This is a genomic window from Maribacter caenipelagi, assembly GCF_004364175.1.
Classification (GTDB): domain Bacteria; phylum Bacteroidota; class Bacteroidia; order Flavobacteriales; family Flavobacteriaceae; genus Maribacter; species Maribacter caenipelagi.
This window is the reverse complement of record NZ_SNZW01000015.1, coordinates 331,035-356,915: the sequence shown is the minus strand read 5'-3', so window position 1 is coordinate 356,915 and position 25,881 is coordinate 331,035. Positions and strand designations below refer to the sequence as shown.

Genomic DNA, 25,881 nt, shown 5'->3' with positions numbered 1-25,881 from the left:
GTTAAGGGATGAACACTATTATTTAAACTATTAATAAAAAGTTTGCATTGGTAGATGAAAAATGGGGTTTGGTATGTTAAAAACCAATTTTAATCTATTGTGTTTTTTTCAACACTAGGGTCTCTAGTAGATTTGATCTTATAAAGAAAGAACCTTAAAACAAAAAATAATGAATAAAAGAAAATCGTATGTGTACAAGATTACTGGTATGGCGCTTATGGCCATCGTAATTTCAAGTTGTTCAAGTGATGATGATGAAGACGATTTAGGAAACTGGGTAGATAAATCTGTATTTGATGGTAGTCCTAGAAGTAGTGTATCTGGCTTTACAATAGATAATGTGGGTTACATGGGTGTTGGTTATGACGGTGATGATTATTTAGCTTCATTTTGGGCATATGATATTGAAGGTGATTATTGGTCTCAGAAAGCAGATTTTCCTGGTGTGGCTAGAAATGCAGCTGTAGGTTTTGAAATAGATGGTATCGGTTATATTGGTTCTGGATATGACGGGGTTAATGAATTGACAGATTTTTACAGTTATAATGCAACATCTAATACTTGGACAGAAATTGCATCGTTAGCAACGGCTAGAAGAAATGCGGTTGGTTTTGGTACTAACGGTTTCGGTTATGTAGGTACCGGATATGATGGTGAAAATGATAGAAAGGATTTTTGGAAATATAACCCAGGTACTGATACTTGGACAGAGTTAGTAGGTTTTGGAGGAAACAAAAGAAGATCGGCTACAACGTTTACTATTGACGGACTTACATATTTAGGAACAGGAGTTTCTAACGGAGTGTATTTAGATGATTTTTGGGTGTTTGATCCAACTACAGAAAGCTGGACAAAAAAATTAGATTTGGACGAAGAAGATGATTATGCTGTGCAAAGAAGTAATGCCGTTGGTTTTACTTTAAATGGTTATGGCTATATAGCATGTGGAGAATTAAGTGGTGCGACCAATACAGTTTGGGAGTATGATCCTGCAACTGATGAGTGGGAGCAAAAAACATCTTTTGAAGGTGCGACAAGACAAGATGCTATTGCATTTTCTAATGGCAGTCGTGTATTTATTGGAATGGGTAGAACAGGCTCTTTGTACCTAGATGATTTAGATGAATTTTTTCCTCAAGATGAGTATGAAGAGGAAGATTAATTTTTCATAGTGAGTGCAATTGTTAATTTTTTGGGTCAATCTGAGTGGATTGGCCCATTTTTAAACATTTATTTATGATTTCTACTGTAAAATATTGGGTCGCTATTGTACTATTTTTGGCATTTGTTTTAGGCTATGCAATTTATAATCAACCGCTCACTAATAAAAATCAAAATTTTCATAGTAAGGTGGTGGATCTAAATGATGGTTACGGCTATCAGATTATGAGAGGAGAAAAAATAGTGATTCTGCAAGAATATATTCCTGGTTTTCCGGGCAAACAGAAATTTGCAACAGAAGATCAAGCCCAAAAAACAGCAAAGTTGGTAGTGTCGAAATTGGAAGACGGTAAGTCGCCGATATTGTTACTATCAGATTTGGCAACTTTGAATATTTCTACTGTAGTAGATTACTAGTTTCTTTATGAAATCGATTATTAAAAATAAGATTCAAATAGTTGTTCATATTAGTATATGGATATTGTTATACGGACTCACTTTTTATCCTATTTTAAACGATGCAAGACCAATTCCTTCAGATGTCTTTCCGAAGCTAATCGTTATAATCGTTCTTTTTTATTTTAACTACTTCTACGTAGTACCAGAGTATTTATTAAAAAAAAGTGTGCTGTCTTATTTGATAATTTCGTTGGGTTTATTAATTGTTTCGGCTTTGTTGCTGAATCATTTTTATGAACCTAAGTTTCCAGAGAATTTTTTCATGGATAGAGAACGAACAAGAGGTTTTGGTGTTATGCCTTATTATAGGTCTTTCGTAAGCCTTGGTATACCATATGTTATCAGTGCCATTTTAAGAATGTATGTAGAATGGAAACGTAACGAGACTTTGCGTTTATCAGTAGAAAAAGAGAATATAAAATCTGAGTTACAGTTTTTGAAAGCACAATTGAATCCGCATTTTTTATTTAATACACTCAATACAATATATGCGCTTTCGGTAAAAAAATCGCCAGATACTTCTGAGGCTATCGTTGATTTATCTGAGCTAATGCGATACATGATTTATGAGGCCGATAAAGATTTGGTGCCGTTGAACAAAGAAATAGATTATATAAAAAGTTACATTCAATTACAGCGTTTACGATTATCTGACAGTGAAAACGTTTCTTTAAAAATAACAGGAGAAGATAGGGGAAGAGCGGTACCGCCTTTGCTATTTATTTCTTTTATTGAAAATGCCTTTAAATACGGTACCGACTATAAAGGCAAGACCTATGTAAAAATTACATTGACCATTACAGATGTATCGGTTTATTTGAATGTAAAGAACAAAATAGGAGTTTTTAGAGAGCCTACTAAGAACTCTGGTATTGGTTTAGAAAATATTAGAAACCAATTAAAGCTAATCTACCCAGGGTTACATGATCTCGAAGTTGACAATGATGGAAAAAATTATGAAGTGTCATTAACTATTTACCAAAAACAATCTAGCCTATGAAATGTATAATTATAGATGATGAGCCATTAGCGATAGAAATACTTTCAGGTTATTGTGAAAAGCTAGATTTTATCGATTTAGTAAAAACGTACACCAATCCGTTAGATGCTATTAGTGATATAAAAGAGAAGAAAATCGATTTGATTTTTTGCGATATCGAAATGCCCCAAATCAATGGGATCGATTTTATGGGCACTTTAGATAATAGACCATTTTTCATATTTACAACGGCCTATTCTCAATATGCCGTTGAAGGGTTTGAGTTGAATGCAGTAGATTATTTAGTAAAGCCTATACCATATCATCGCTTTATAAAATCAGTTTCACGAGTACAAGATTTAATTTCTAAAAAACAAAAAACTATTATGGAGGCAAATGTTTTCTCATCTACCGGCGATAATTCAGTTGACAAAAAGTTCATTTTTGTAAAGGCAGAATACGAAAGTATTAAAATAGATTTAGATCAAATCGAATATGTACAGGGCTTAAAAGATTATTTAAAAATACACATTACCAATACCAACAAAACCATACTTACACTTATGAGTTTCAAGGAGATTATGAGTAAATTACCTTCTAATCAGTTTCTTAGAGTACATAAATCTTACCTTGTAAATGTAAATTATATTAAAACTGTTCAGCGTAATAGAATAGTTATAAATGATATGAGAATTCCCATTGGTGAAAGTCATAAAGAGGCTTTTTTCTCTATATTAGGTTTGTAGATTGCCTTGATGGCTACCTAAATTTATTCTTTCGATTTTACTTCCTAATTTAACCTATCAAAGTTTAGATAGAATTCTCTATTTTTGTTTAGCTAAAAGCACGGGTGCAAATTATGAGTCAAAAAGTTTTACTCTCTTCCAAAGAAATAAATATCATCCTGCATCGGTTGGCTTGTCAGCTTCTTGAAAATCATTTAAGCTTTGAAAATACGGTATTAATAGGTATTCAACCTAGAGGTAAGTTTCTTGCACAACGTTTAACTAGAATTCTAAAAGAAGAATACAAAGTAAAACAGATAGACTTAGGTTTCTTGGATATTACTTTTTATCGCGATGATTTTAGACGCGGTGACAAGACTTTAGAAGCTACAAAAACAAAAATCGATTTCTTGATAGAAGATAAGAATGTGGTCTTAATAGATGATGTTCTTTATACTGGTAGAAGTATAAATGCAGCGTTGACTGCTCTGCAGTCTTTTGGTAGACCAAAAGATGTAGAACTTTTGTGCTTGATAGACCGTAGATTTAGTAGACATTTGCCAATACAACCTAATTATAGAGGTCGTCAAGTAGATGCTATTAATGATGAAAAAGTAAAGGTGATGTGGGAAGAAAATGATGGGGAGGATATTATATATTTAGTAAATAGATAAGAAAATGAGCGAACTGAGTGTTAAACACTTACTGGGAATTAAATACCTAAAGGAAACCGATATTCAGCTTATTTTTGAAACTGCAGATCATTTTAAAGAAGTAATCAATCGCTCCATTAAAAAAGTTCCTTCACTTCGAGATATCACTATTGCCAATATATTTTTTGAGAATAGTACTAGAACTAAATTATCATTTGAGCTTGCTGAAAAACGACTATCTGCAGATGTACTTAATTTTTCTGCCAGTCAATCATCTGTAAAAAAAGGAGAAACCTTAATAGATACCGTCAATAACATTTTATCTATGAAAGTAGATATGGTGGTCATGCGACACCCAAATCCTGGGGCGGGTATATTCTTGTCAAAACATGTAAATGCTTCGATTGTAAATGCGGGCGATGGCGCGCATGAACACCCTACGCAAGCATTATTAGATTCTTACTCCATTCGTGAAAAACTTGGTGATGTTGCTGGTAAAAATGTAGTGATCGTAGGTGATATTCTTCACTCAAGGGTAGCGCTTTCAAACATTTTCGCGCTAAAATTACAAGGAGCAAACGTTAAGGTATGTGGACCTAAAACTTTGTTGCCAAAATTTATAGAATCTTTAGGTGTAGGTGTAGAAACAGATTTGAGAAAAGCGCTGGAATGGTGCGATGTGGCAAATATGCTACGTATACAGAACGAAAGATTGGATATATCTTATTTTCCGACTACAAGAGAATACACTCAGCAATTTGGAGTGAATAAAAAATTACTTGATAGTTTGGATAAAGAAATTGTAATTATGCACCCCGGACCAATTAATAGAGGAGTTGAAATTACAAGTGATGTTGCCGATTCAAAACAATCAATCATTTTGAATCAGGTTGAAAACGGAGTTGCCATTCGTATGGCGGTAATTTATTTGTTAGCATCTAAAATTAAATGATATGATTTTTACTAAAGAAGAATCGTTGATTATTGTTTCTCAAGAAGAAATTTCAATTGAGCGTTTTTTGGAGAATTTGCAGAAAGAATATGCAAAGTTAAAGAACGATAATCTAGTGTTAGACTTGTTGAGCTTCACTAAATTGACCCCTTACAATGTTATTTCATTTTTAGAAATAGCCAGAAAGCATAAAAAGAATGGTAATTCATTCGTATTGGTGTCCGATAAGGTATCATATGACGATGTGCCAGAAGAAATCAATTTAGTGCCTACGCTTCAAGAAGCTAGGGACATAGTTGAAATGGAAGAAATAGAACGTGATTTAGGTATTTAAATAGACCTGAAGAACAAATAAGAATACTTAAGTACTTTTTTATGCATCTTACTGTATTGGGATGTTATGCGGCAACACCAAGAACCCTTACGAACCCAACTTCACAAGTTCTTGAGATAAACAATCATATTATTTTAATAGATTGTGGAGAAGGTACTCAAGTAGAGCTTAGAAGGCATAAAATAAAGTTCTCAAGAATTAATCATATTTTCATTTCGCACCTTCACGGAGACCATTTTTTTGGTCTACCAGGGTTCATTTCTACAATGAGATTACTTGGCAGAGAGAAAGAACTTCATGTCTATGGACCAAAAGGTATAAAAGAAGCAATTACTTTACTTTTAAAATTGGGAGATTCGTGGACTAATTACCCTTTACTCTTTCATGAACTTTCAAGTAAAGAGTCAGAACTTGTATTTGAAGATGAAAAGATTAGTGTAACCACAATTCCTTTAGATCATAGAATCTATACAAATGGCTATTTGTTTAGGGAAAAAGTTGGAAAGAGAAAATTGAACATTGAGGCTGCAGAGAAATATGGTATTGATAAAGCATATTATCAAAATATAAAAAATGGTAAAGATGTTACCTTAGATAATGGAGAGATAATTGGGAATAACGAATTGACTTTTGATCCTCCTAAACCAAAATCTTATGCCTTTTGTAGTGATACTATTTATGATGAAAGCTTAGCTGCAAAAATTAAAGATGTTGACGTTTTGTATCATGAATCTACTTTTTTAGAGTCAGAGGTAGAATTGGCAACAAAAACCAAGCACGCTACGGCATTGCAAGCAGCGAAAGTAGCAAAAGATGCTAATGTAAAAACCTTAGTATTAGGTCATTATTCTACACGTTATAAATCTATCGAGCTTTTTAAAGAAGAAGCATCAAAAATTTTTCCAAATGTGCTTCTTGCCAATGATGGCAAAACTTTCGATTTTTAAACCTTTTAATCAGTTTTTATACCGTTTATTTTCCTTTCTTTTTAGAACTTTGTTTATATTGTTTTTAACACGAAAATGATGCAAAAAGATTTAGGGGATTATAGAAAATCATACGAAAAAAGCGCGTTGATGGAAGATAGTATATCTGACAACCCCATTCAGCTATTTCAAACATGGTTTTATGAGGTTGAAAAATCAGACGGAGTAGACGAACCTAATGCCATGACGGTTTCTACGGTAGGCTTAGACGGTTTTCCGAAAAGTAGGGTTGTTCTTCTTAAAAAATATACACACGAAGGTTTTATTTTTTATACCAATTATAATAGTGAGAAGGGAAGAGCGATAAGTGAAAACCCTAAAATTTGTATTTCTTTTTTCTGGGCGAATTTAGAACGCCAAATAATTATAAAAGGTACCGCCGAGAAATTGGCAAAAAATCTCTCTGATGGTTATTTTGAATCAAGACCTGACGGAAGTAAATTAGGAGCTTTGGTTTCTGATCAAAGCAATGTTATAGATTCTAGGTCTGTATTAGAAAATAAACTTACCGAGTTAGAGAAAGAGTATGATGGTAAGGAAATTGAAAGACCAGAACATTGGGGCGGGTATTTGGTGAGACCAGTGTCGATGGAGTTTTGGCAGGGTAGACCAAATAGATTGCATGATCGTATTCGTTATACGCTGACAAATGATTTTGATTGGAAAATAGAACGATTGGCTCCTTAAATTATAGTAAGCTATATGAAGAATTTATATTTAATGCGACATGGTAAGTCTTCTTGGGAACTAAATGTTAGTGATCAAGACAGGTCATTATTACAAAGAGGTGTTTTTGATGCGCATTTGGTAGGGGAAGAAATAGCAAGAAAGAATTTAAAAATAGACCACGTTTATACGAGTCCGGCAAACAGGGCGTTTCATACCTGTATGATTTGCTTGCGAGCACTTAAGTATCCTCTTGAGAATTGTATTATAAATTCAGAGTTGTATGATTTTTCAGGAGACCAAGTGCTACAATTTATTAAGAATTTAGATGATAATTTAGAAAATGTCCTTCTTTTTGGGCATAACCATACCTTTACCCATTTGGCAAATTCATTAGGTGATAAGCATATTATTAATGTACCTACTAGCGGATTTGTTCATGTGCAATTTGATGAAAATACCTGGGTTAATATTTCAAAAGGTTCAACAATACAAACCATTTTTCCGAAGCAACTAAAAGCATGATAAAAAATAACAATCAGTACGTAAATAGAGAGATAAGTTGGTTATGGTTCAACGAGCGTGTATTACAAGAAAGCGCAGATAAGAATGTTCCATTAATTGAAAGACTTCGTTTTTTAGGTATTTTCTCTAACAACCTAGATGAGTTTTTTAAAGTTAGATATGCAACGGTTAAGCGTATAGTTGAAGCAGGTAAAACTGGAAAAAGTGTACTTGGTGGTGAAAAAGCTAAAGATCTCTTAGAAGAGATTACCAATATTGTAATTGAACAGCAAACCAAAAGTTTAACCATTCTAAGAAGAATAGAGCATGAACTAGAGGGCAAGAATATATTTATCATTAAAGAAACAGAGCTAAACGAAAGCCAGAAGGAGTTTGTAAAAGCCTATTTCTTGAAAGAGGTGAGTCCGCAGTTAATGACCATCATTCTTAATGATCTTACTCGTTTTCCTACCCTAAAAGATACTGCAGCATATTTGGCAGTAAAAATGGTCATTAAAAGCGAAGAAAGTAAGAAGGAGAAACGATATGCATTAATTGAAATTCCTAAGGGAATAGACCGTTTTGTTGTATTGCCAGACGAAGGAGAAAAGAGTTATATAATCATTCTTGATGATTTAATTAGATACTGCTTGGGCAACATTTTTACCATGTTTGAGTACGAGTCTATTTCGGCTCATATGATTAAGATTACAAGAGATGCCGAGCTAGATATCGACAATGATTTAAGTAAGAGTTTTATTGAGAAAATATCATCTAGTGTAGAACACAGAAAAATTGGAGATCCTGTACGCTTTGTATATGACAAAAGTATAGGTAGAGATACCTTAACTTTTCTAAAAGAGAAGATGAATATTGAAGATACGGATAGTGTAATACCTGGCGGTAGATATCACAACCGTAGAGATTATATGGGCTTTCCGAGCTTGGGTAGAAAAGATTTACTGTACGATAAAATTGTACCATTACCGGTAAAAGGTTTAAGTGTAGAGGGTAGTATTTTAGAAAGTATCGCTAAAAAAGATTATTTACAATATACACCATATCATACCTTTACATATGTTTTAAAGTTTTTGCGAGAAGCTGCGCTCGACCCTAAAGTTCGAACTATTAAGATTACGGTGTATAGGTTGGCAAGTAACTCTCAAATAGCTGCATCATTAATTAATGCGGTTAAAAATGGTAAGCAAGTTACCGTACAGATTGAGCTTCAAGCTCGTTTTGATGAGCAAGCCAATATTGAATATGCGGAACAATTACAGGCAGAAGGAGTAAAACTGATTTTCGGTGTACCAGGGTTAAAAGTGCACAGTAAAATTTGTTTAATTGAGCGTGAAGAAGCTGGTTCAATCAAACGTTACGGCTTCGTAAGTACAGGTAATTTCAATGAATCTACCGCAAGAATTTATACTGATTTCACCCTTTTTACTGCAGATGATTCTATATTAAAAGAATTGAATAAGGTCTTTGACTTCTTTGAGACAACTTATAAGATAAATAAATACAAGCACCTTATTGTATCCCCGCATTATACCAAAAATGCATTCATGAAATTAATTGATAATGAGATTGCAAATGCCAAGCAAGGTAAAGTTGCGTTTATCAAAATAAAGATGAACAGTTTTACATCATATAAGATGGTTGATAAACTGTATGAAGCGAGTAGGGCAGGGGTAAAGATCCAGTTGATCATAAGAGGTATATGTTGCTTAATACCAGGTGTTGAGGGTATGAGTGAAAACATAGAAGCTATAAGTGTAATAGATAAATTTTTAGAACACACACGCATATTCGCATTCGCTAATGGTGGTGATACTAAAATATATATATCCTCTGCAGATTGGATGACCAGAAACCTCGATTATAGAGTAGAAGTAGGTTGCCCAATTTATGATGAGGATATTAAAAAAGAATTGATGGACACTTTTGATATTTGTTGGAAAGATAATATGAAAGCACGTGTATTCAACGTAGCGCAAGATAATGCGTATAGAAAAACAACGTTACCTAGAATTAGGTCGCAATTTGCAACGTACGAGTATTATTTAAATAAACAAGACTCTTAAAAAAGATATCTTTTGAAGGTAAGAAAATTTGCAGCGATTGACATAGGCTCTAATGCTATTAGGTTGCTTACACATAACGTCATTGAAGACAAAGGCAAAAGAACCCAATTTAGAAAAAGTGCTTTAATAAGGGTTCCTGTAAGATTGGGCGAAGATGCATTTACAGTTGGTGAAATATCTGAAGTAAATGAAGCAAGGTTGATAAAGACAATGAAAGCCTTTAAGCTTTTAATGGATGTAGCGGGAGTTGAAAAGTACAGGGCCTGTGCCACTTCTGCCATGAGGGAAGCTAATAACGGAAATGAGATTATTGAAAAGATAGTTAAAGAGTCTGGGGTTAAGATAGACTTAATAGATGGTAAGCAGGAAGCTGCCATAATTGCCTCAACAGATTTAAAAAACTTGATTAAAGATGATCAATGCTATTTATATATAGATGTTGGTGGTGGTAGTACTGAGTTTACTTTGTTTTCTTATGGTAAAATACAAGTGTCCAAATCGTTTAAGCTAGGTACGGTACGTCTATTGAACGATATGGTAAAACCAGAAACTTGGAAAAAATTAGAAGAATGGATTAAGTTCAATTTAAAGGACAAACCTAAATTGTCCATAATTGGCTCTGGGGGTAATATCAATAAGCTACATAAACTTTCAGGAAGAAAAGAAGGTGAACCTTTATCTTATATTTGGCTGAACGCTCAGTATCATTTTTTAGACAGCTTAAGTTATGACGACAGAATATCCGAGCTTGGGCTAAATCCAGATAGGGCAGACGTTATAATTCCAGCAACTAAAATATTTCTTTCGGCCGCTAAATGGAGTGGAGCTAAGAAGATTCATGTTCCTAAGATCGGGCTTTCAGATGGTATTATAAAGGATCTGTATAATTCGGAAACTAAATGAGGTAAGCCTTATCCGTGAATAGATTCTTTTTTGCTTAAATCTTTCATGATTTGAGCTTCATATACCAGAAGACTTTCCCATTTTTTATTCACCTCTTCTAATTCTCCATATTTACGGGCAAATTTTAAGAACATAGTATAATGACCGGCTTCACTAATCATTAATTTATGATAGAATTCGGCTAATTTTTTATCTTCTAGCTCTTCAGATAATAGTCTAAATCGCTCACAGCTACGAGCTTCAATAAGTGCTGCATAAAGTAATCTATGTACTAACTGGGTAGTTCTGCTTCCTCCTTTTGGAAAGAATTTGATTAGCTGAATTACATAATCATCTTTACGGTCTCTACCTAAAGTGTTACCGCGTTTTAAAATAAGGTCATGCACCATTTTAAAATGACCCATTTCCTCTCTTGATAAAGCAACCATTTCTTCAACAAGCTCAGTATATTCGGGGAAAGATACAATAAGCGATATAGCGGTACTAGCAGCTTTTTGCTCACAATATGCATGATCGGTTAATATTTCGTCAATATTCTTTTCTACAATATTGACCCATCGTGGATCGGTAGGTAGTTTTAGGCCTAACATAGATAACTTTTTTTCAAAATTAGAAAGAATTTGTAGACCTAGCGAATTTTAATCAAAAACCTAGACCACTTCCTGATGAATAATAATTATTTTTGATATAGAGACTATCCAAACAACAACAATGCACAATCAAAAAGATATTCAAGATATATTGATCAAGTATGGGGCACCTGAAAATGTCGCTTGGTTAAAAGGTAAAATTGAAAGCTTGAAAGAAAATAAATCTTCTAAAGATTTATTTATGACCTATAGCTTGTTAAATGCGAAGTATGATGCGAGTAATGCGATATCATTTGATACGTTAGATACCGACAGTTCGCGCTATTTCAATGAGCATGGGGCAAATATGCTGCAAATATCGCGTATTTACCTGCTAGCTGAGGTTCTTCGGCAAGATGTCGAATTTTATACGCCCAAGGTCGCCAATATCATACAAGTGGCAGATACAAGTGAATTAGAAACCTTTTTGAAATACTTGGTTTTACTGCCCAATCCGGAAGCTTACAAGCAAACAGCAGTAGAAGCGTTGAGAACCAATATAGCTACTATATTCGATGCTATAGCGATGAACAATCCATATCCTGCAAAATATTTTAACGACCAACAATGGAATCAGATGTTTTTGAAAGCGGCTTTTATGGAGCGAGATCTTTCTCAATTAGAAGCTGTTGATGAGAGGGCAAATGAAGATTTGACCAGAATCATTTCGGACTACGCACATGAAAGGTGGGCTGCTGGAAGAAAAATAGACCCGTTGTTTTGGAGACCTGTTTCTAAGTTTTTAAACGAACAGCTTTTAGATGATATGAAGACTTTGCTTAACAGCGATGATGAAATAGAAAATAAAGCAGGGGCCCTTTGTTGTTATTATTCAGAAAATGATAAAGCATTGGCACTTTTAAATAGTAAACCAGAGCTAAAACATAAAATAGCGGAGGGGCAGATAACCTGGAATACGATTAAACAATAATAGAATGGAAGATAAAATGATGATTATTGACCCGCATGTTCACATGACGTCAAGAACAACAGATGATTATGAAGCAATGGCGGCAGCAGGAGTTGTAGCGATAATAGAACCTTCTTTTTGGTTGGGCCAACCTAGAACCCAAGTTGGTTCTTTTCAAGATTACTTTAGCAGTCTTGTTGGTTGGGAGCCTTTTAGAGCTAGCCAATTTGGTATCAAACATTATTGCACTATTGGCTTAAACTCTAAAGAGGCTAATAACGAGGCTTTGGCAGAACAGGTTATAGAGTTACTGCCTTTATATCTACATAAAGAAAATGTAGTTGCTATTGGTGAAATAGGCTACGACGATCAAACTCCTGCAGAAGACAAGTTCTTTAGAATGCAGTTAGATATGGCTAAGGAATTAGATATGACCGTTCAGGTTCATACACCGCACAGGGATAAAAAAGCAGGGACCATAAAGAGCATGGAGGTTTGTTTAGAACACGGTTTAGATCCAGCCAATGTGATTATTGACCATAATAACGAAGAAACGGTAAAAGAAGTTCTTGACCGCGGATTCATAGCTGCTTTCACCATTTACCCAAAAACAAAGATGGGTAATGAGCGAATGGTAGAGGTAGTGAAGAAATTTGGTAGTTCTAACATTATAGTAGATAGCTCGGCAGACTGGGGTGTAAGTGATCCATTAGCAGTGCCAAAAACAGCGTCTTTAATGTTGAAAAGAGGTATTTCTATGGAAGATGTTAGAAAGACCTGTTACCAAAATGCCTTAGATGCTTTTAGTAAAAACGGTAAAATGAAAGAAGCACATTGGTTACAGCCAGATAGTATTAATCAATCGCAATTATTTAATGATAATAGTGTTTTAAGAGGTCAGAAACCAAGAATAGACGAAGACCAAATAACCTAAAATGAAAGAGAAGTTAATGGGTTTTGCTCGTTTGGCAAGACCCGCAAATTTGCCGACTGCAGCAGCAGATATTTTAGCAGGTATCGCTATAGCATTATATCTAAAAAATATTGAGGCGCTAAAATTCCTAACAGAACAAAGCGGCGATGTGCTTCTTTTAGTTCTCTCGTCAGTTGCTTTATATGCAGGCGGAGTTGTTTTTAACGATGTTTTCGATGCGGAATTAGATGCGATTGAAAGACCTGAAAGAGCAATACCAAGCGGACTTGTACCTAAACGAGAAGCTATTTATTTTGGAACCATTTTAATGTTGATCGGTATAACTTTGGCATTTAATTGCACATTGTTGTCCGGGCTAATATCTGTGGTGTTGACCATTGCTATTTTAACGTACGATGGGTATTTCAAGCAATTCAGTTTTGCTGGTCCTTTGAATATGGGTATTTGCCGTGGTTTGAATCTTTTATTGGGCATGTCTATTTTAGGAAGCCTTACTAATTGGTACATTTCATTGGTTCCGGTCGTATATATATTTGCCATCACTTTGATCAGTAGAGGTGAGGTACATGGTGATAATAAAAAACACATTGTTTGGGCAGGTATTCTCTATGCAATAGTTGTACTGTCTATTGCGTTAATTGTAATACAACAGAAAGACAATCTCTTGGTGTTATTGCCGTTTTTACTTTTGTTCGGGTTTTTAATTTATTCGCCCTTAATTAAGGCATATAAAGAAAATTCACCAAAGAATATTAAAAAAGCAGTAATGGGCGGTGTGTTGTCCTTAGTTGTTATGAACGCTTGCTGGGTGGCCGGTTTTTCTAACTGGTATTTAGCTTTAGCAGTTCTGCTGTTATTACCATTATCCATGCTTTTGTCTAAATTATTTGCAGTAACATAAAATACGTATGCAATTACAACCTATAAAACAGTCTTTTCAAGTGCAATATGATTATCAGTTGTACTTCACATCAGGACTATTTGCTTTAGAGAACCCGTTGTTCGCAAATCTAATTGCGGATTATAAAGATTTTGAGCCCGTTAAACTTTTCTTTGTATTGGATGACGGAGTTAAAAATTATCATCCGGCTTTAATCCGTCAAATTGAGGAATATTCTGAAAAGAATCGGTCGATTATAAAATATACCGATACTTTGGTTCTGCCAGGCGGCGAGCAGGTAAAGAATAGTGATAATGCCATTGAATCCGTTTTAAAAGGAGTCAACGAAAATAAAATTTGTCGTCATTCATTCGTTGTCGTTATCGGTGGTGGTGCGGTGATAGATATGGTCGGTTATGCTGCAGCTATTGCACATAGGGGAGTAAAGCTGATCAGAATACCTACTACGGTTTTATCTCAGAACGATTCTGCCGTTGGTGTAAAGAACAGTGTAAATGCCTTTAAGAAGAAGAATTTCTTAGGAACATTCGCTCCGCCATTTGCAATAATCAACGATAGTAATTTTCTTGAAACCTTAGAACAACGCGATTGGATTTCCGGAATTTCAGAAGCCATTAAGGTAGCTTTAATTAAAGACAAGACGTTTTTTAAATATATAGCGGACAACGCAACAGCTTTAAAGAATAGGGAAATGGAACCTATGCAATATGTAATTTATAAGTGCGCAGAAATGCATATGCACCATATTGCACAAGGTGGAGACCCATTTGAATCGGGATCATCTAGACCGTTGGATTTTGGACATTGGGCTGCCCACAAGATGGAATTCATGACCAATTATGAATTAAGACATGGTGAAGCAGTAGCAAAAGGCATTGCATTAGACGTCACCTACGCACAACTTATTGGCTTAATTTCCGAAGAAGATTTACAGCACATTTTAGATGTAATGATAGCAATAGGTTTTGATTTGTCATTACCGGTAGAAAGTAAGAAAGAAATAGAGGCGCTGTTAAATGGAATAGAGGAGTTTAGAGAGCATTTAGGGGGGCAATTGACAATTACTCTAATTTCTGATTTAGGAGTGAAGCATGATGTGCACACCATTGATATGGGGCTAATGTCGCAGGCAATTTCAAAATTAAATCATCAATTCGCATTAAATTAAGTTCAATGCAACTACAAGATAAATTTCATCTAACTTATTGCACAAATATACACCCGGGACAAGATTGGAAAAGTACTTTTGAAAGTATTAAACAACATGTGCCAGGTATAAAAAGTAAGGTTTCAAAAGAACAACCTTTTGGTCTTGGGCTTCGATTATCCAATAAAGCAAGTGAAGAGCTTGAAATGGGTAATAACATGTCCGAATTTAAACAATGGTTAGATACTAATCATTTATATGTGTTTACCATGAACGGTTTTCCATATGGTAATTTTCATGATGAACGTGTAAAAGATATGGTCCATGCTCCTGACTGGACTACAAATGGTCGATTAGAGTATACAAAAAGAATGTTTCGCCAATTATCTGAACTGCTTCCCGAAGGAATGAATGGCGGAATTTCAACATCGCCTATTACCTATAGATATTGGCATAAGACGGATAGTGCAATTAAAAATGCATTTGAAACTGGGGCAAAGAATATGCTTGAAGTTGCTTTTCAATTGCATAATATAGAGAAATCAACAGGAAAATATCTGCATTTGGATATTGAGCCTGAGCCAGACGGATTGTTAGAAAATAGTGAAGAGGTATTGGAATTTTATGCTGATTTTTTAGTGCCTATAGGAGTAACTTATTTTAAGCAAGAATTAGGTGTAGATGCTAACAAGGCAGAAGCTATAATTAAGAAATACATTACCGTTTGTTATGACGTTTGTCATTTTTCTTTGGCTTATGAAGAGCCAATTGATACGTTTACAAAGTTTAAGGCCAATGATATAAAAGTTGGTAAAATTCAAGTAAGTGCAGCATTGAAAATTCTTTTTAACGGTAAAAATGATGAGAAAATTTGGGAACAGTTGTCTCAATTCAATGAGCCTACTTACTTACATCAAGTTACCGAAATAATTGATGGTAAGGTAAAGACCTACAGCGATCTTCCTTTGGTTTTAGAAGGGGAGAGAAATCACAAAGAACTACGGGCTCATTACCATGTACCAATTTTTCTAGAGAAATATGGAGAGCTTTTCTCTACCCAAGACCATATTTTGAAAACTATGCAGTACTTGAAATTAGATCCAATTTCAGAACACTTAGAAATTGAGACCTATACTTGGGATGTGCTTCCGGTTGCTCTAAAACAAGATTTATCAGTATCAATAATACGAGAAATAGAGTGGTTTAAATCACACATGTAATATGAAAAAAACGGTAGTCATAAATGTAGTTGGGTTAACGAAACGATTGATAGGTGAACATACGCCGTTTATAAAATCATTTTTGAAGAGAGGGCAGGCATCCTATATAGAGCCTGTACTACCTGCTGTAACGTGCTCTGTGCAATCTACCTATGTAACAGGTAAATGGCCAACAGACCATGGTATAGTTGGTAATGGATGGTATTTTAAAGATGAATGCGAGGTTAAGTTTTGGAGGCAGTCTAACAAACTTGTGCGGCAGCCAAAAATTTGGGATGATATAAAGAAAGAGTATCCCAATTTTACCTGTGCAAACCATTTTTGGTGGTACAACATGTACAGTAATGTTGACTTTAGTCTTACTCCAAGACCTAATTATTTGGCAGACGGCAGAAAAATTCCAGATGTATATTCTTATCCGGCTCAATTGCGAGATGAGATGCAAAGTACGTTAGGTACATTTCCATTATTTGAATTTTGGGGACCTAAAACAACCATAAATTCTTCTAAGTGGATTGCCGATGCGGCAGTATTAACGGATAAAAAGCATAATCCCGATCTAACCTTAATTTATTTACCTCATTTAGATTATAACCTGCAGCGATATGGACTCGATTTTGAGATAATTTCTAAAGATTTAAATGAAATAGATGCTGTAGTGAAAAATTTGGCGAATCACTATGAAGCAATAGAAACCAGGGTGATACTTCTCTCGGAATACGGAATTACAAATGTAAACAGACCAATTCATCTTAATCGTGTTTTAAGAAAAGAGGGTATGTTAGCTATACGCGAAGAACGGGGATTAGAGCTTTTAGATGCTGGGGAAAGTGATGCGTTTGCAGTGGCTGATCATCAAATAGCGCATGTATATTGTAAACAATCTAAAGATATAGAGCGTGTTGCCGAATTGATGAAATCAATTGAGGGCGTAGAGAAAGTATTGTATGGAGACGATTTAAAGACTTATAAGATAGACCATGAACGTTGTGGTGATATTGTAGTTGTTGCAGATAAAGACTCTTGGTTTACCTACTATTTTTGGTTAGATGATGCTAAAGCACCAGATTATGCTAGAATGGTTGATATTCATAAAAAACCGGGCTATGATCCTGTTGAAATGATGACCGATCCAAAAGATAAATTGGTGATGGCAAAAGTGGTAGGCAAACTACTTAAGAAAAAAATAGGTTTTAGAACGGTAATGAATATCATACCTATTGATGCTACGTTGATTAAAGGTTCACATGGTCGTTTAACCGAAGATGTTGATGACTTTCCTATCTTTATAAGTAATCATGTAACGGGTGATAATGATCAGACTATTAGTGCAATACAAGTACGTAATCTTATTGAAGATCACCTTTTAAACTAAATTCAAATGAATCTATTATTTAAGATATTAGGCTACGTTTTTGCCCTGTTGTTTACTGTTGGTGCTGTTTTACAATACAATGATCCAGACTCGTTAGGTTGGATTATCATATATGCTATTGCAGCTTTAATCTCTTTATTATTTGCTTTAAATAAAATCGGATATATAGTGCCGATGATATTAGGTGTGCTTGCTTTTATAGGCTTCATGTACCTTTATCCTGCAGACTTTCAGGGATTTGATTTAAATGATGGTGATATTAAAACGGTAGAGTTGGGTAGAGAGGCTTTTGGATTATTGATAATTTCAATAGTACTTTTAATATTCTCCTTCCGAATAAAAAGAAAATTATAGGTAAAGGTCGAATTCAGATCTTAGCAAATCAATAACCGGATTCTTTTCTCGTAATTTTTCGTATTTCTCTTCAGGTGTAAAGGCAAATTTGGTAGATGTAGTTTCGTTTACAACAATATCTAAATGTACAAAGTGATTGTTCAGTTTAGCACGTAAATACTCCATTAATGCGAACTGCTCACGCTCAATTTCCTTTTTCATGGTTCCGTTAGGAAGCTCTAAATGAATAGCAAAGCCTTCTTTTAATTTCGGAATATCTGAATGAAGGTTAGAAGCTAGAATCTTTTGACCTTTCTTATCAATAATTTCTATAAAATCTGCCCAATGCTTACGTAAGTCTTCTTCGGTAAAATTATCTTTAGGTAAGTTGTTTTCATCAATAACAACTTCAATTTTATTAAGCTCGTGTTGCTTTTTGGCATTTAAGCTCGAAATTGAAAGTCCTGAAACTCTTTTGGTAGGGCGATTTATAATCGGTTTTTTACCATCGGTATCAGTATTTGCCGTTGGCGCTTTTTTAGTCTCTTCTTGATGTTCCTTGGTTTTTACAATTGCTTGTTCTGCCTCGATTTCAGTAGTCTTTACAATTAGTTTTGATTCTGCTGGTGTTTCGTTTGTCTTATTCGGAGCAAGTGTTTCTTTTGGAACTTCAATTTCTGTAGCAGCTGGTTGATTTCCGGTTACTGATTTCAACTCAGATTCCTTAATTGGTGCTTTAGGTACTTGATTGTAAAATGCGGAAGGAGCAATAAAATCAATAGTCTTGTTTCTGAGAGCTACGGATTCAGGATTTTTTTTTTCTCCATCAAAATTGATAGAGGCAAGTTTCATAAGTGTAAGTTCAACTAACAAGCGTTGATTCTTACTTGTTTTGTATTTTAAATCACAGTCATTTGAAATTTCCAAACCTTTAAGTAGAAAGGAAGGAGAGGTCTTTTTACTTTGGTCTCTGTATAATTGCTGTGCAGCTTCACCAACCTCTAATAGGGTAATAGTGTCAGGATGTTGGCATACCATTAAATCTCTAAAATGAGATGCTAATCCAGATATAAAGTGGTGCCCGTCAAAACCTAGAGATAATGTCTTGTTGAACAACAATAATAACCCTGGTATATTATGTTCCAATATTAAATCTGTAGCCTCAAAATAGGTATCGTAGTCTAATACGTTTAAATTTTCGGTAACTGCTTTACGAGTAAGTTCAGTACCAGAAAAACTAACTACTCTATCAAAAATCGATAAAGCGTCACGCATGGCACCATCAGCTTTTTGGGCAATGATGTGCAACGCGTCTTCCTCAGCATTTATACCTTGGTTTTCAGCAATATATTTTAAATACTCAGCAGCATCTTTAACTGTAATTCTCTTGAAATCAAAAATTTGACATCTAGACAGAATCGTTGGTATAATCTTATGTTTTTCAGTAGTCGCTAATATAAAAATAGCATGCTTTGGTGGCTCTTCTAGCGTTTTTAGAAATGCGTTGAAAGCAGACTGAGACAACATGTGTACCTCATCAATGATATATACTTTGTATTTACCTACCTGCGGCGGTATACGAACTTGGTCAATAAGATTACGAATATCATCGACCGAGTTATTAGAAGCGGCATCAAGTTCAAAGATGTTGAAAGCAAAATCTTCATTTTCTTGTTCGGTACCATCAGAATTTATCTGTTTGGCTAAGATACGGGCGCAAGTAGTTTTACCAACACCTCTTGGTCCACAGAATAGTAATGCTTGTGCCAGGTGATTTTGGTCAATCGCATTTTGTAATGTATTGGTAATAGATTGTTGACCCACAACATCTTTAAATGTCTGTGGTCTATACTTTCTAGCCGATACAATAAATGGTTCCAAATTGCTACTTCTGATTAATCTTGTACAAATATAATTATAGCCTTTAATTCTAAAGAGAATTAAGAAAAGAGATCATCCTTAGTTATCAACAATTGCAGTACATTTGCGCTAAGCAGGCCACCTTATCGCTGCCAAGTAATTGGGAGAGGAAAGTCCGGACACCATAGTGCAGTATAGCGGGTAACGCCCGTCCACTGAGAAGTGAGGACAAGTGCAACAGAAAGCAAGTACAGTTCGGCTGTAGTGAAACCAGGTAAACTCTATACGGTGAAACGTCATGTAAATCGGTGTTTGAGGGCTGCACGCTCAAGCCGAAGGGTAGGCGGTTCGAGCTCTGGGGTAACCCTTTGCCTAGATAAATGATAAGGAATTCTGAATTTTTTCAGAATACAGAATCCGGCTTATGGCCTGCTTTTTTAATAATATTGCAAAGCTACTATTAGCGTAATCGAATGAACCCTGAGCGTAATCGAAGAATCTTATTTTGCTGTAATAAGGCTATATTTTGAAATTTACTTTTCAAAAAAGCTAAAAACACTTCCGCCGTATTTTCTAGAGTTTTTATAGTGAGGAAACTCAGCTAGGCTAGTGCGGTTAGAATGTTCAATAATTAGCACACCGTCTTCTAATAGAAGGTCATTTTCAAAAACTAATTCTGGTAATTTCTCAAAATCAGAAAGCTCCATGTCATAGAAAGGATCAGCGAATATGATATCGAACTTTTCAGTATTTCTTTGTAGAAAACTAAATACATCACTTTTTAAAGTGCGAATATTCATATCTAACATTTCTACGGTTTTATCAATGAATTCAATACAGCCAGAATGTGCATCAATAGCAAGTACATCATCAACACCTCTTGAAGAGAATTCGTAGCTAATATTACCGGTACCGGCAAAAAGATCAAGAATTTTCAAATCTGGAAAATAGAAACTATTGTTCAGAATATTGAACAAACTCTCTTTGGCCATATCTTTTGTAGGCCTTACAGGTAGTTTTTTAGGGGCCATTAAGTGGCGTCCTTTATGTTTTCCTGATATGATGCGCATTATATAGTATTAATAAGTGTGAAGTCTATAGAGCTTGTCGAGGTCTCTCCAAGCTTTAATAATTGAGCGGTCAATGGTTCAAAAATGCTAATATTTTGAATGTAATTATAGCAAAGTTTAAAAATTTCGTCATCTTCTTCTATGCTTCCAAATAGTTTTACGGCTACAGTTTTAGGATCTAATTCTAGTTGCTCGATTACAAATAGAAGGTAATAGACGAAGTCTTCTTTTGTTTGATATTTAAAACTATTGTATAGAAGTAGTTTACGTTGGTTTAGCACAGTTATGTCTAACTGCTCTTTATTAACATGTGCAAAACAAGTAATCTCTTGATTTTGTATTTGGTTATTTAGCAAAAACTGCAGTAATACCGTGCCATTATGCATAAAATCGAATTCACCAAAAAGATCATATATATAATTATTGATGTTTACGTAGGGTACATAAACATTGACTAAGTCATGATTTTCGACCTCGTCATATGCTAAAACATCATTCGCTAATACCTTTGTGTTGAATTTAAGGTATTCATTTAAATTATTCGGGTTGAACAAAGATTTAGGTACAAGCCCGAAAAGGGTATTTCTATGAACAGCAACTACCTCGTCAAACACCATATTTTCTATATCATGCTTTTGAAAAAGTTTTTTCAATTCATCTTTAGCGGTCATCGGATTTTTTTCATCAGAAAAATCCACTTTGTCAGAAATCAATAATTTTTGTGAAACAGTATCAGCTACACAAAAAGAAAGTCCATTCAAGCTAACCTGAATGGACAATTTCTTAAAATTTTTATCCGCTATGTTTAAGCTACTATTTTTTAATTTTTTTGTCATAAATAGGAGGCCAGTTACCGCTTGTGCTAACATCATCTAAAGAACCTACATAAATAAATGGTCCATTTACTTCTTCTACACTTAAGGCTGCTTTTTCACGAGATAATAAATCTTTAGGTTGGTCATAAAGAACAACTTCTTTATCAACCTTTGCTTCGAATACAGGAGCTTTATAGCCACTCTTTTCAACAAAGCCAGCTTTCATTGTGAATTTTTCACCGTTTGGTGCTGTAGGCACATCCATTAAGCTTTTATATCTAGTATCATTTTTGAAAAGTGAATCTTTAACAGATACTAATCCTAATGTATCAATGATTTTAACTTCTTTCAACATATCAATACCGTAAGCTTTGTCAAACTCCATGAAAGAAGAGTCTCTCTGTTGGGTAATAACATAGTTACCAGTGTCAATAAAACGAATAAGACTATTGAAGTCATTTGCGTACTTACCATTAACGGTTTTGTATGCCTCTTGAGAATTTTTGATATCTTTTAATTTGGCAATAACTTGAGAAAAACGTTCCTCTTTTACCTCTTTAAATTTAATTGGTCCAGTTATGGAGTTGTAGATAAAGTATCCTAAAGCGATACATCCAATCCAAAGTACAATTTGTATAACGGTCTTCATTTCGTATGTGTTATTTTTATTTAGTGGTCTTCACAAATCTACAATTTTTTTTTAATCGTAAAAGTTTTTAGGCTAAAAATCATCTTTATCTTTGAAGGCACATGAAACCAACGACACCCGCATCATTCTATAGTATACTAGAATCAAAATTTCCACATACACCAACTGCCACACAATCAGTGGCTTTACAAAAATTAGCTGAGTTCACGCTTTCGAATGTCAAGGATGAAGTTTTTTTGTTAAAAGGTTACGCTGGTACGGGTAAAACTACTTTAATAGGCACTTTAGTTAACAGTTTATGGAAAGTTCAGAAGAAAGCTGTGCTCATGGCACCGACCGGTAGAGCGGCAAAAGTGATGTCGAATTATTCAAAAACACAGGCATTTACCATCCATAGAAAAATATATTTTCCGAAGAAGCAAAGTGGTGGGGGAGTACAGTTTGTATTAGCACCAAACAAACATAGAGATACCTTATTTATAGTAGATGAAGCATCTATGATACCAGATACTGCTGCAGATTCTAAATTATTCGAGAACGGTTCTTTATTAGATGATTTAATGATGTTCGTGTACTCTGGGCATAAATGTAAATTATTGTTAATAGGTGATACAGCACAATTGCCGCCGGTTCATTTAGTATTGAGCCCAGCTTTAGATGGCGATAAACTTTCATTGAATTATAATAAAGAAGTGGTTCATTTAGAGTTGAATGAAGTAGTGAGGCAAGCAGGTGATTCAGGAATATTAGCAAATGCAACTTTATTAAGAGAGCAATTGCAAAGTGATTTCTTTGAAGATTTTAAATTTAATGTAGATCCGTTCACTGATATTGTACGATTAATAGATGGTAATGAAATTCAAGAAGCCATCGACAGTTCATATTCAGAAAACGGAAAAGAAGAAACTGCATTTATAGTCCGCTCTAATAAACGTGCAAATCTTTACAATCAGAATATAAGAGAGCGAATTTTATTTTTAGAGAATGATATTGCTGTAGGCGATTTTATGATGGTGGTTAAAAATAATTACTATTGGTTAAAGCCTAGCACAGAAGCCGGTTTTATTGCAAACGGAGATATCATAGAAATTTTAGAAATATTTGATATTAAAGAAATTTTCACATTTAAGTTTGCCGAGGTGAAGGTTAAAATGGTTGATTATCCTAATATGGCACCTTTTGAAACTGTTTTGTTGTTAGATACGATTACTGCAGAATCTCCGTCTTTATCATATGAAGATGGTAACAGACTGTATCAAGAGGTCATGAAAGACTTTGCACATGAAAGTTCAAAGTACAAGAAATTTCTGGGTGTAAAAAATAATAAATACTTCAATGGTTTGCAGGTGAAATTCTCATATGCAATAACCTGTCATAAATCTCAAGGGGGACAATGGAATACTGTTTTCATAGAACAACCCTATTTGCCGAACGGTATAGATAAAGAATACCTTAGATGGCTATATACTGCAGTTACCAGGGCAAAGAGCAAGTTGTATCTAATAGGTTTTAAAGATGATTTTTTTCTTGAATAAGAAAAGGTTATTTTAGTAACTATTGATATAGGAAAATATTTCTCTAATAGTAAATTGAATATGACAACAGATACAGTTTTAAGTATATTTTTAGGAATTGGGTTAGCGGCATCTGTAGGATTTAGAGTTTTTCTACCCTTATTTGCCCTGAGTTTGGCGTCATATTTCGGAGTATGGGAACTGAATGATAATTGGCAATGGATAGGAAGTATAGTAGCTGTTCTAACTTTAGGCGTTGCTACATTATTAGAAATATTTGCCTATTTCATACCGTGGTTCGATAATTTATTAGATAGTATAGCGGTGCCCTTGGCAGCTATAGCCGGTACTGCGGTGATGGTTTCTACGGTAGCAGATCTTGATCCGGTAATAACTTGGTCATTGGCAATAATAGCGGGTGGCGGTACTGCTACAGCTATTAAAGGAGCTGGTGCCACAGGAAGATTGGCTTCTACAGCCACAACTGGCGGTTTGGCGAACCCAGTAATTACAACGGTGGAAACCGGAACAGCTGCAGTTGTTTCCATTGCTTCGATATTTGCACCTATCTTAGCAGCCGTTTTGGTCATTATCATTTTAGTGATCATTTTTAGGATTTACAGAAAATTACGACCAAAGACTAATACTTAAAATAGATTTAGTTGAAGAAAATAGCAATGATTCCTGCCCGATATGCGGCATCAAGATTTCCTGCCAAATTAATGCAGGACCTGGCTGGTAAACCGGTCATTTTAAGAACATATCAAGCTGCAGTACATACCAATTTATTTGATGAAGTATACGTAGTGACAGACAGCGATGTTATCTATGACACTATTAAAAAAGAAGGTGGTTTGGCTATTATGAGCCAAAAAGAGCATGATTGTGGTAGTGATCGTATTGCAGAGGCCGTAATGCAGATGGATGTTGATATTATTGTAAATGTTCAAGGAGATGAACCGTTTACGGATAGAGAAAGCTTAGAAGGAGTAATGAAAGTTTTTGAAGATGATATTCACAAAGAAATTGATTTGGCTTCTCTAATGGTGAAAATTACAGATGAAGAAGAAATTAACAATCCGAATACGGTAAAGGTAATAGTAGATAATAGAGATTTTGCGCTGTATTTTTCTAGATCACCTATACCTTATCCAAGAGCAAAGAGTGAACAGACCATTTATTATAAGCACAAAGGTATATACGCCTTTAGAAAAAGTGCTTTGATGGATTTTCAACGATTACCAATGCTACAATTAGAAGCCACGGAGAAAATTGAAGCCATACGTTATTTAGAATATGGTAAGAAGATAAAAATGGTAGAAACTAATGTTCAGGGTATCGAAATAGATACTCCTGAAGACCTAAAGAAAGCCCAAGCAGCATGGAAATAAATTTTGACGGAATTAATGTAATTGGCTTTGATGCAGACGATACCTTGTGGGTAAATGAGACTTACTTTAGGGATACTGAAGATAAGTTCGCGAATTTATTGGAGAAGTACGAAACCAAAAATAAAATAGATCAAGAGCTCTTTAGAACAGAAATAAAGAATTTAGATTTATACGGTTACGGTATAAAAGGCTTTATGCTTTCTATGATTGAGTGTGCTTTAGAACTTTCCAATAATGAAGTATCGACAAAGACATTGGGAGCACTTTTAGATTTAGGAAAAGATATGATTACCCAACCGGTAGAATTGTTAGATGGTATTGAAGAGGTTTTAAAAAGCTTGAAAGATAAATATCGGTTAATTGTCTTGACAAAAGGCGACCTTTTAGATCAAGAGCGAAAATTAGAAAGATCCGGATTGTCAGAATATTTTCATCATGTAGAAGTATTAAGTGATAAAAAAGAGAAAAATTATAGCGACCTTCTAGAACATTTACAAATAGCTCCTAGTGAGTTTTTAATGATCGGTAATTCTCTAAAATCAGATGTATTACCATTAGTAGAAATAGGAGCAAGGGCAATACATGTGCCCTTTCATACCACTTGGGAGCATGAAGAGGTAAAGGGTCCCATTGAAAATAAAGGATATATGACCATTTCTACCTTAACTGATATATTGGAATATGTTTAATGAAAATGGACGTGAATAAACAAATGATATTGAAGAAA

28 protein-coding genes and 1 other RNA gene are annotated in these 25,881 nt (G+C 34.6%); 24 read left to right on the top strand and 5 right to left on the bottom strand.

Annotation, left to right across the window (positions count from 1 at the left end; genetic code table 11):
- Window positions 1-169: 169 nt before the first annotated feature.
- The 12 genes from DFQ03_RS12045 (at window position 170) to DFQ03_RS11990 (ending at window position 10,406) form a co-directional block, all read left to right on the top strand.
- The gene (locus DFQ03_RS12045) at window positions 170-1,162 is read left to right on the top strand and encodes a Kelch repeat-containing protein (RefSeq protein ID WP_133673425.1); all 993 of its coding nucleotides are present in this window, start codon (window positions 170-172) and stop codon (window positions 1,160-1,162) included.
- A gap of 74 nt (window positions 1,163-1,236) precedes the next feature.
- Entirely contained in the window at window positions 1,237-1,578 is a 342-nt protein-coding gene (locus DFQ03_RS12040; protein WP_133673424.1) for a DUF4907 domain-containing protein, read from the top strand.
- Between the two features lie 7 nt (window positions 1,579-1,585).
- The gene (locus DFQ03_RS12035) at window positions 1,586-2,620 is read left to right on the top strand and encodes a sensor histidine kinase (protein WP_133673423.1); all 1,035 of its coding nucleotides are present in this window, start codon (window positions 1,586-1,588) and stop codon (window positions 2,618-2,620) included.
- A complete protein-coding gene (locus tag DFQ03_RS12030; protein ID WP_133673422.1) occupies window positions 2,617-3,345 on the top strand; it encodes a LytR/AlgR family response regulator transcription factor in 729 nt (242 codons plus the stop codon). The genes DFQ03_RS12035 and DFQ03_RS12030 overlap by 4 nt, the downstream gene beginning before the upstream one ends.
- 113 nt (window positions 3,346-3,458) lie before the next feature.
- Window positions 3,459-3,998 carry a bifunctional pyr operon transcriptional regulator/uracil phosphoribosyltransferase PyrR gene (pyrR, locus tag DFQ03_RS12025; RefSeq protein WP_133673421.1) on the top strand — a complete coding sequence of 180 codons (540 nt, stop codon included), beginning with the start codon at window positions 3,459-3,461 and terminating at the stop codon, window positions 3,996-3,998.
- Between the two features lie 4 nt (window positions 3,999-4,002).
- Entirely contained in the window at window positions 4,003-4,929 is a 927-nt protein-coding gene (locus DFQ03_RS12020) for an aspartate carbamoyltransferase catalytic subunit (RefSeq protein WP_133673420.1), read from the top strand.
- 1 nt (window position 4,930) lies between these two features.
- Window positions 4,931-5,263 (top strand): ribonuclease Z, encoded by a 333-nt coding sequence (locus DFQ03_RS12015; protein WP_133673419.1) that lies wholly within the window; start codon window positions 4,931-4,933, stop codon window positions 5,261-5,263.
- Between the two features lie 41 nt (window positions 5,264-5,304).
- Window positions 5,305-6,210, top strand: a complete 906-nt coding sequence (locus tag DFQ03_RS12010; RefSeq protein ID WP_133673418.1) for a ribonuclease Z — start codon at window positions 5,305-5,307, stop codon at window positions 6,208-6,210.
- A gap of 78 nt (window positions 6,211-6,288) precedes the next feature.
- Window positions 6,289-6,936: a pyridoxamine 5'-phosphate oxidase gene (pdxH, locus tag DFQ03_RS12005; protein ID WP_133673417.1), complete on the top strand. Its 648-nt coding sequence runs from the start codon at window positions 6,289-6,291 to the stop codon at window positions 6,934-6,936.
- A 15-nt stretch (window positions 6,937-6,951) separates the two neighbouring features.
- Window positions 6,952-7,440: a SixA phosphatase family protein gene (locus DFQ03_RS12000; RefSeq protein ID WP_133673416.1), complete on the top strand. Its 489-nt coding sequence runs from the start codon at window positions 6,952-6,954 to the stop codon at window positions 7,438-7,440.
- Entirely contained in the window at window positions 7,437-9,503 is a 2,067-nt protein-coding gene (ppk1, locus tag DFQ03_RS11995; RefSeq protein ID WP_133673415.1) for a polyphosphate kinase 1, read from the top strand. The genes DFQ03_RS12000 and ppk1 overlap by 4 nt, the downstream gene beginning before the upstream one ends.
- 12 nt (window positions 9,504-9,515) lie before the next feature.
- Window positions 9,516-10,406 (top strand): Ppx/GppA phosphatase family protein, encoded by an 891-nt coding sequence (locus DFQ03_RS11990; protein WP_133673414.1) that lies wholly within the window; start codon window positions 9,516-9,518, stop codon window positions 10,404-10,406.
- Window positions 10,407-10,414: 8 nt separating this feature from the next.
- Here the strand turns inward: DFQ03_RS11990 and miaE are convergent, their stop codons facing one another.
- Window positions 10,415-10,996 (bottom strand): tRNA-(ms[2]io[6]A)-hydroxylase, encoded by a 582-nt coding sequence (miaE, locus tag DFQ03_RS11985; protein ID WP_133673413.1) that lies wholly within the window; start codon window positions 10,994-10,996, stop codon window positions 10,415-10,417.
- Window positions 10,997-11,117: 121 nt separating this feature from the next.
- Here miaE and DFQ03_RS11980 point away from each other — a divergent pair, with 121 nt between their 5' ends.
- From DFQ03_RS11980 to DFQ03_RS11950, 7 genes are read left to right on the top strand one after another with little or no spacing between them, the layout of a single operon-like run.
- Complete coding sequence (locus DFQ03_RS11980) at window positions 11,118-11,966, top strand: EboA domain-containing protein (RefSeq protein ID WP_133673412.1); 849 nt, start codon at window positions 11,118-11,120, stop codon at window positions 11,964-11,966.
- A gap of 4 nt (window positions 11,967-11,970) precedes the next feature.
- Window positions 11,971-12,879: a TatD family hydrolase gene (locus DFQ03_RS11975; RefSeq protein ID WP_133673411.1), complete on the top strand. Its 909-nt coding sequence runs from the start codon at window positions 11,971-11,973 to the stop codon at window positions 12,877-12,879.
- Window position 12,880: 1 nt separating this feature from the next.
- Complete coding sequence (eboC, locus tag DFQ03_RS11970; protein WP_133673410.1) at window positions 12,881-13,780, top strand: UbiA-like protein EboC; 900 nt, start codon at window positions 12,881-12,883, stop codon at window positions 13,778-13,780.
- A gap of 7 nt (window positions 13,781-13,787) precedes the next feature.
- On the top strand, window positions 13,788-14,948 hold the full coding sequence (locus DFQ03_RS11965) for a 3-dehydroquinate synthase (protein WP_133673409.1): 1,161 nt from the start codon (window positions 13,788-13,790) through the stop codon (window positions 14,946-14,948).
- Between the two features lie 5 nt (window positions 14,949-14,953).
- Entirely contained in the window at window positions 14,954-16,147 is a 1,194-nt protein-coding gene (eboE, locus tag DFQ03_RS11960; protein WP_133673408.1) for a metabolite traffic protein EboE, read from the top strand.
- 1 nt (window position 16,148) lies between these two features.
- Window positions 16,149-17,522 carry an alkaline phosphatase family protein gene (locus tag DFQ03_RS11955; protein WP_133673407.1) on the top strand — a complete coding sequence of 458 codons (1,374 nt, stop codon included), beginning with the start codon at window positions 16,149-16,151 and terminating at the stop codon, window positions 17,520-17,522.
- 6 nt (window positions 17,523-17,528) lie between these two features.
- Complete coding sequence (locus DFQ03_RS11950; RefSeq protein ID WP_133673406.1) at window positions 17,529-17,876, top strand: transmembrane 220 family protein; 348 nt, start codon at window positions 17,529-17,531, stop codon at window positions 17,874-17,876.
- On the opposite strand, the gene DFQ03_RS11945 is transcribed toward DFQ03_RS11950, so the two are convergent.
- On the bottom strand, window positions 17,871-19,736 hold the full coding sequence (locus DFQ03_RS11945; RefSeq protein WP_133673405.1) for a DNA polymerase III subunit gamma/tau: 1,866 nt from the start codon (window positions 19,734-19,736) through the stop codon (window positions 17,871-17,873). The two genes, DFQ03_RS11950 and DFQ03_RS11945, sit on opposite strands and share 6 nt — an antisense overlap.
- 109 nt (window positions 19,737-19,845) lie before the next feature.
- Here DFQ03_RS11945 and rnpB point away from each other — a divergent pair.
- An RNA gene (gene rnpB, locus DFQ03_RS11940) (RNase P RNA component class A) lies at window positions 19,846-20,155 on the top strand.
- 93 nt (window positions 20,156-20,248) lie between these two features.
- Here the strand turns inward: rnpB and DFQ03_RS11935 are convergent.
- The 3 genes from DFQ03_RS11935 to DFQ03_RS11925 are packed head-to-tail and all read right to left on the bottom strand — an operon-like array spanning window position 20,249 to window position 22,249.
- Window positions 20,249-20,785, bottom strand: coding sequence for an RsmD family RNA methyltransferase (locus DFQ03_RS11935; RefSeq protein ID WP_133673404.1), 537 nt, complete (start codon window positions 20,783-20,785; stop codon window positions 20,249-20,251).
- Window positions 20,785-21,621 carry a DUF3822 family protein gene (locus tag DFQ03_RS11930; RefSeq protein ID WP_133673403.1) on the bottom strand — a complete coding sequence of 279 codons (837 nt, stop codon included), beginning with the start codon at window positions 21,619-21,621 and terminating at the stop codon, window positions 20,785-20,787. The genes DFQ03_RS11935 and DFQ03_RS11930 overlap by 1 nt, the downstream gene beginning before the upstream one ends.
- Entirely contained in the window at window positions 21,599-22,249 is a 651-nt protein-coding gene (locus tag DFQ03_RS11925) for a hypothetical protein (RefSeq protein ID WP_133673402.1), read from the bottom strand. Before DFQ03_RS11925 ends, DFQ03_RS11930 begins: the two co-directional genes overlap by 23 nt.
- Before the next feature lie 101 nt (window positions 22,250-22,350).
- Here DFQ03_RS11925 and DFQ03_RS11920 point away from each other — a divergent pair, with 101 nt between their 5' ends.
- From DFQ03_RS11920 to DFQ03_RS11905, 4 genes are read left to right on the top strand one after another with little or no spacing between them, the layout of a single operon-like run.
- Window positions 22,351-23,784, top strand: a complete 1,434-nt coding sequence (locus tag DFQ03_RS11920) for an ATP-dependent DNA helicase (RefSeq protein WP_133673401.1) — start codon at window positions 22,351-22,353, stop codon at window positions 23,782-23,784.
- 60 nt (window positions 23,785-23,844) lie between these two features.
- A complete protein-coding gene (locus DFQ03_RS11915) occupies window positions 23,845-24,414 on the top strand; it encodes a DUF4126 domain-containing protein (protein ID WP_133673400.1) in 570 nt (189 codons plus the stop codon).
- Between the two features lie 26 nt (window positions 24,415-24,440).
- A complete protein-coding gene (gene kdsB, locus DFQ03_RS11910; protein ID WP_208295924.1) occupies window positions 24,441-25,154 on the top strand; it encodes a 3-deoxy-manno-octulosonate cytidylyltransferase in 714 nt (237 codons plus the stop codon).
- Window positions 25,145-25,843, top strand: a complete 699-nt coding sequence (locus DFQ03_RS11905; RefSeq protein ID WP_133673398.1) for an HAD family hydrolase — start codon at window positions 25,145-25,147, stop codon at window positions 25,841-25,843. The genes kdsB and DFQ03_RS11905 overlap by 10 nt, the downstream gene beginning before the upstream one ends.
- The last annotated feature ends 38 nt before the right edge of the window (window positions 25,844-25,881 follow it).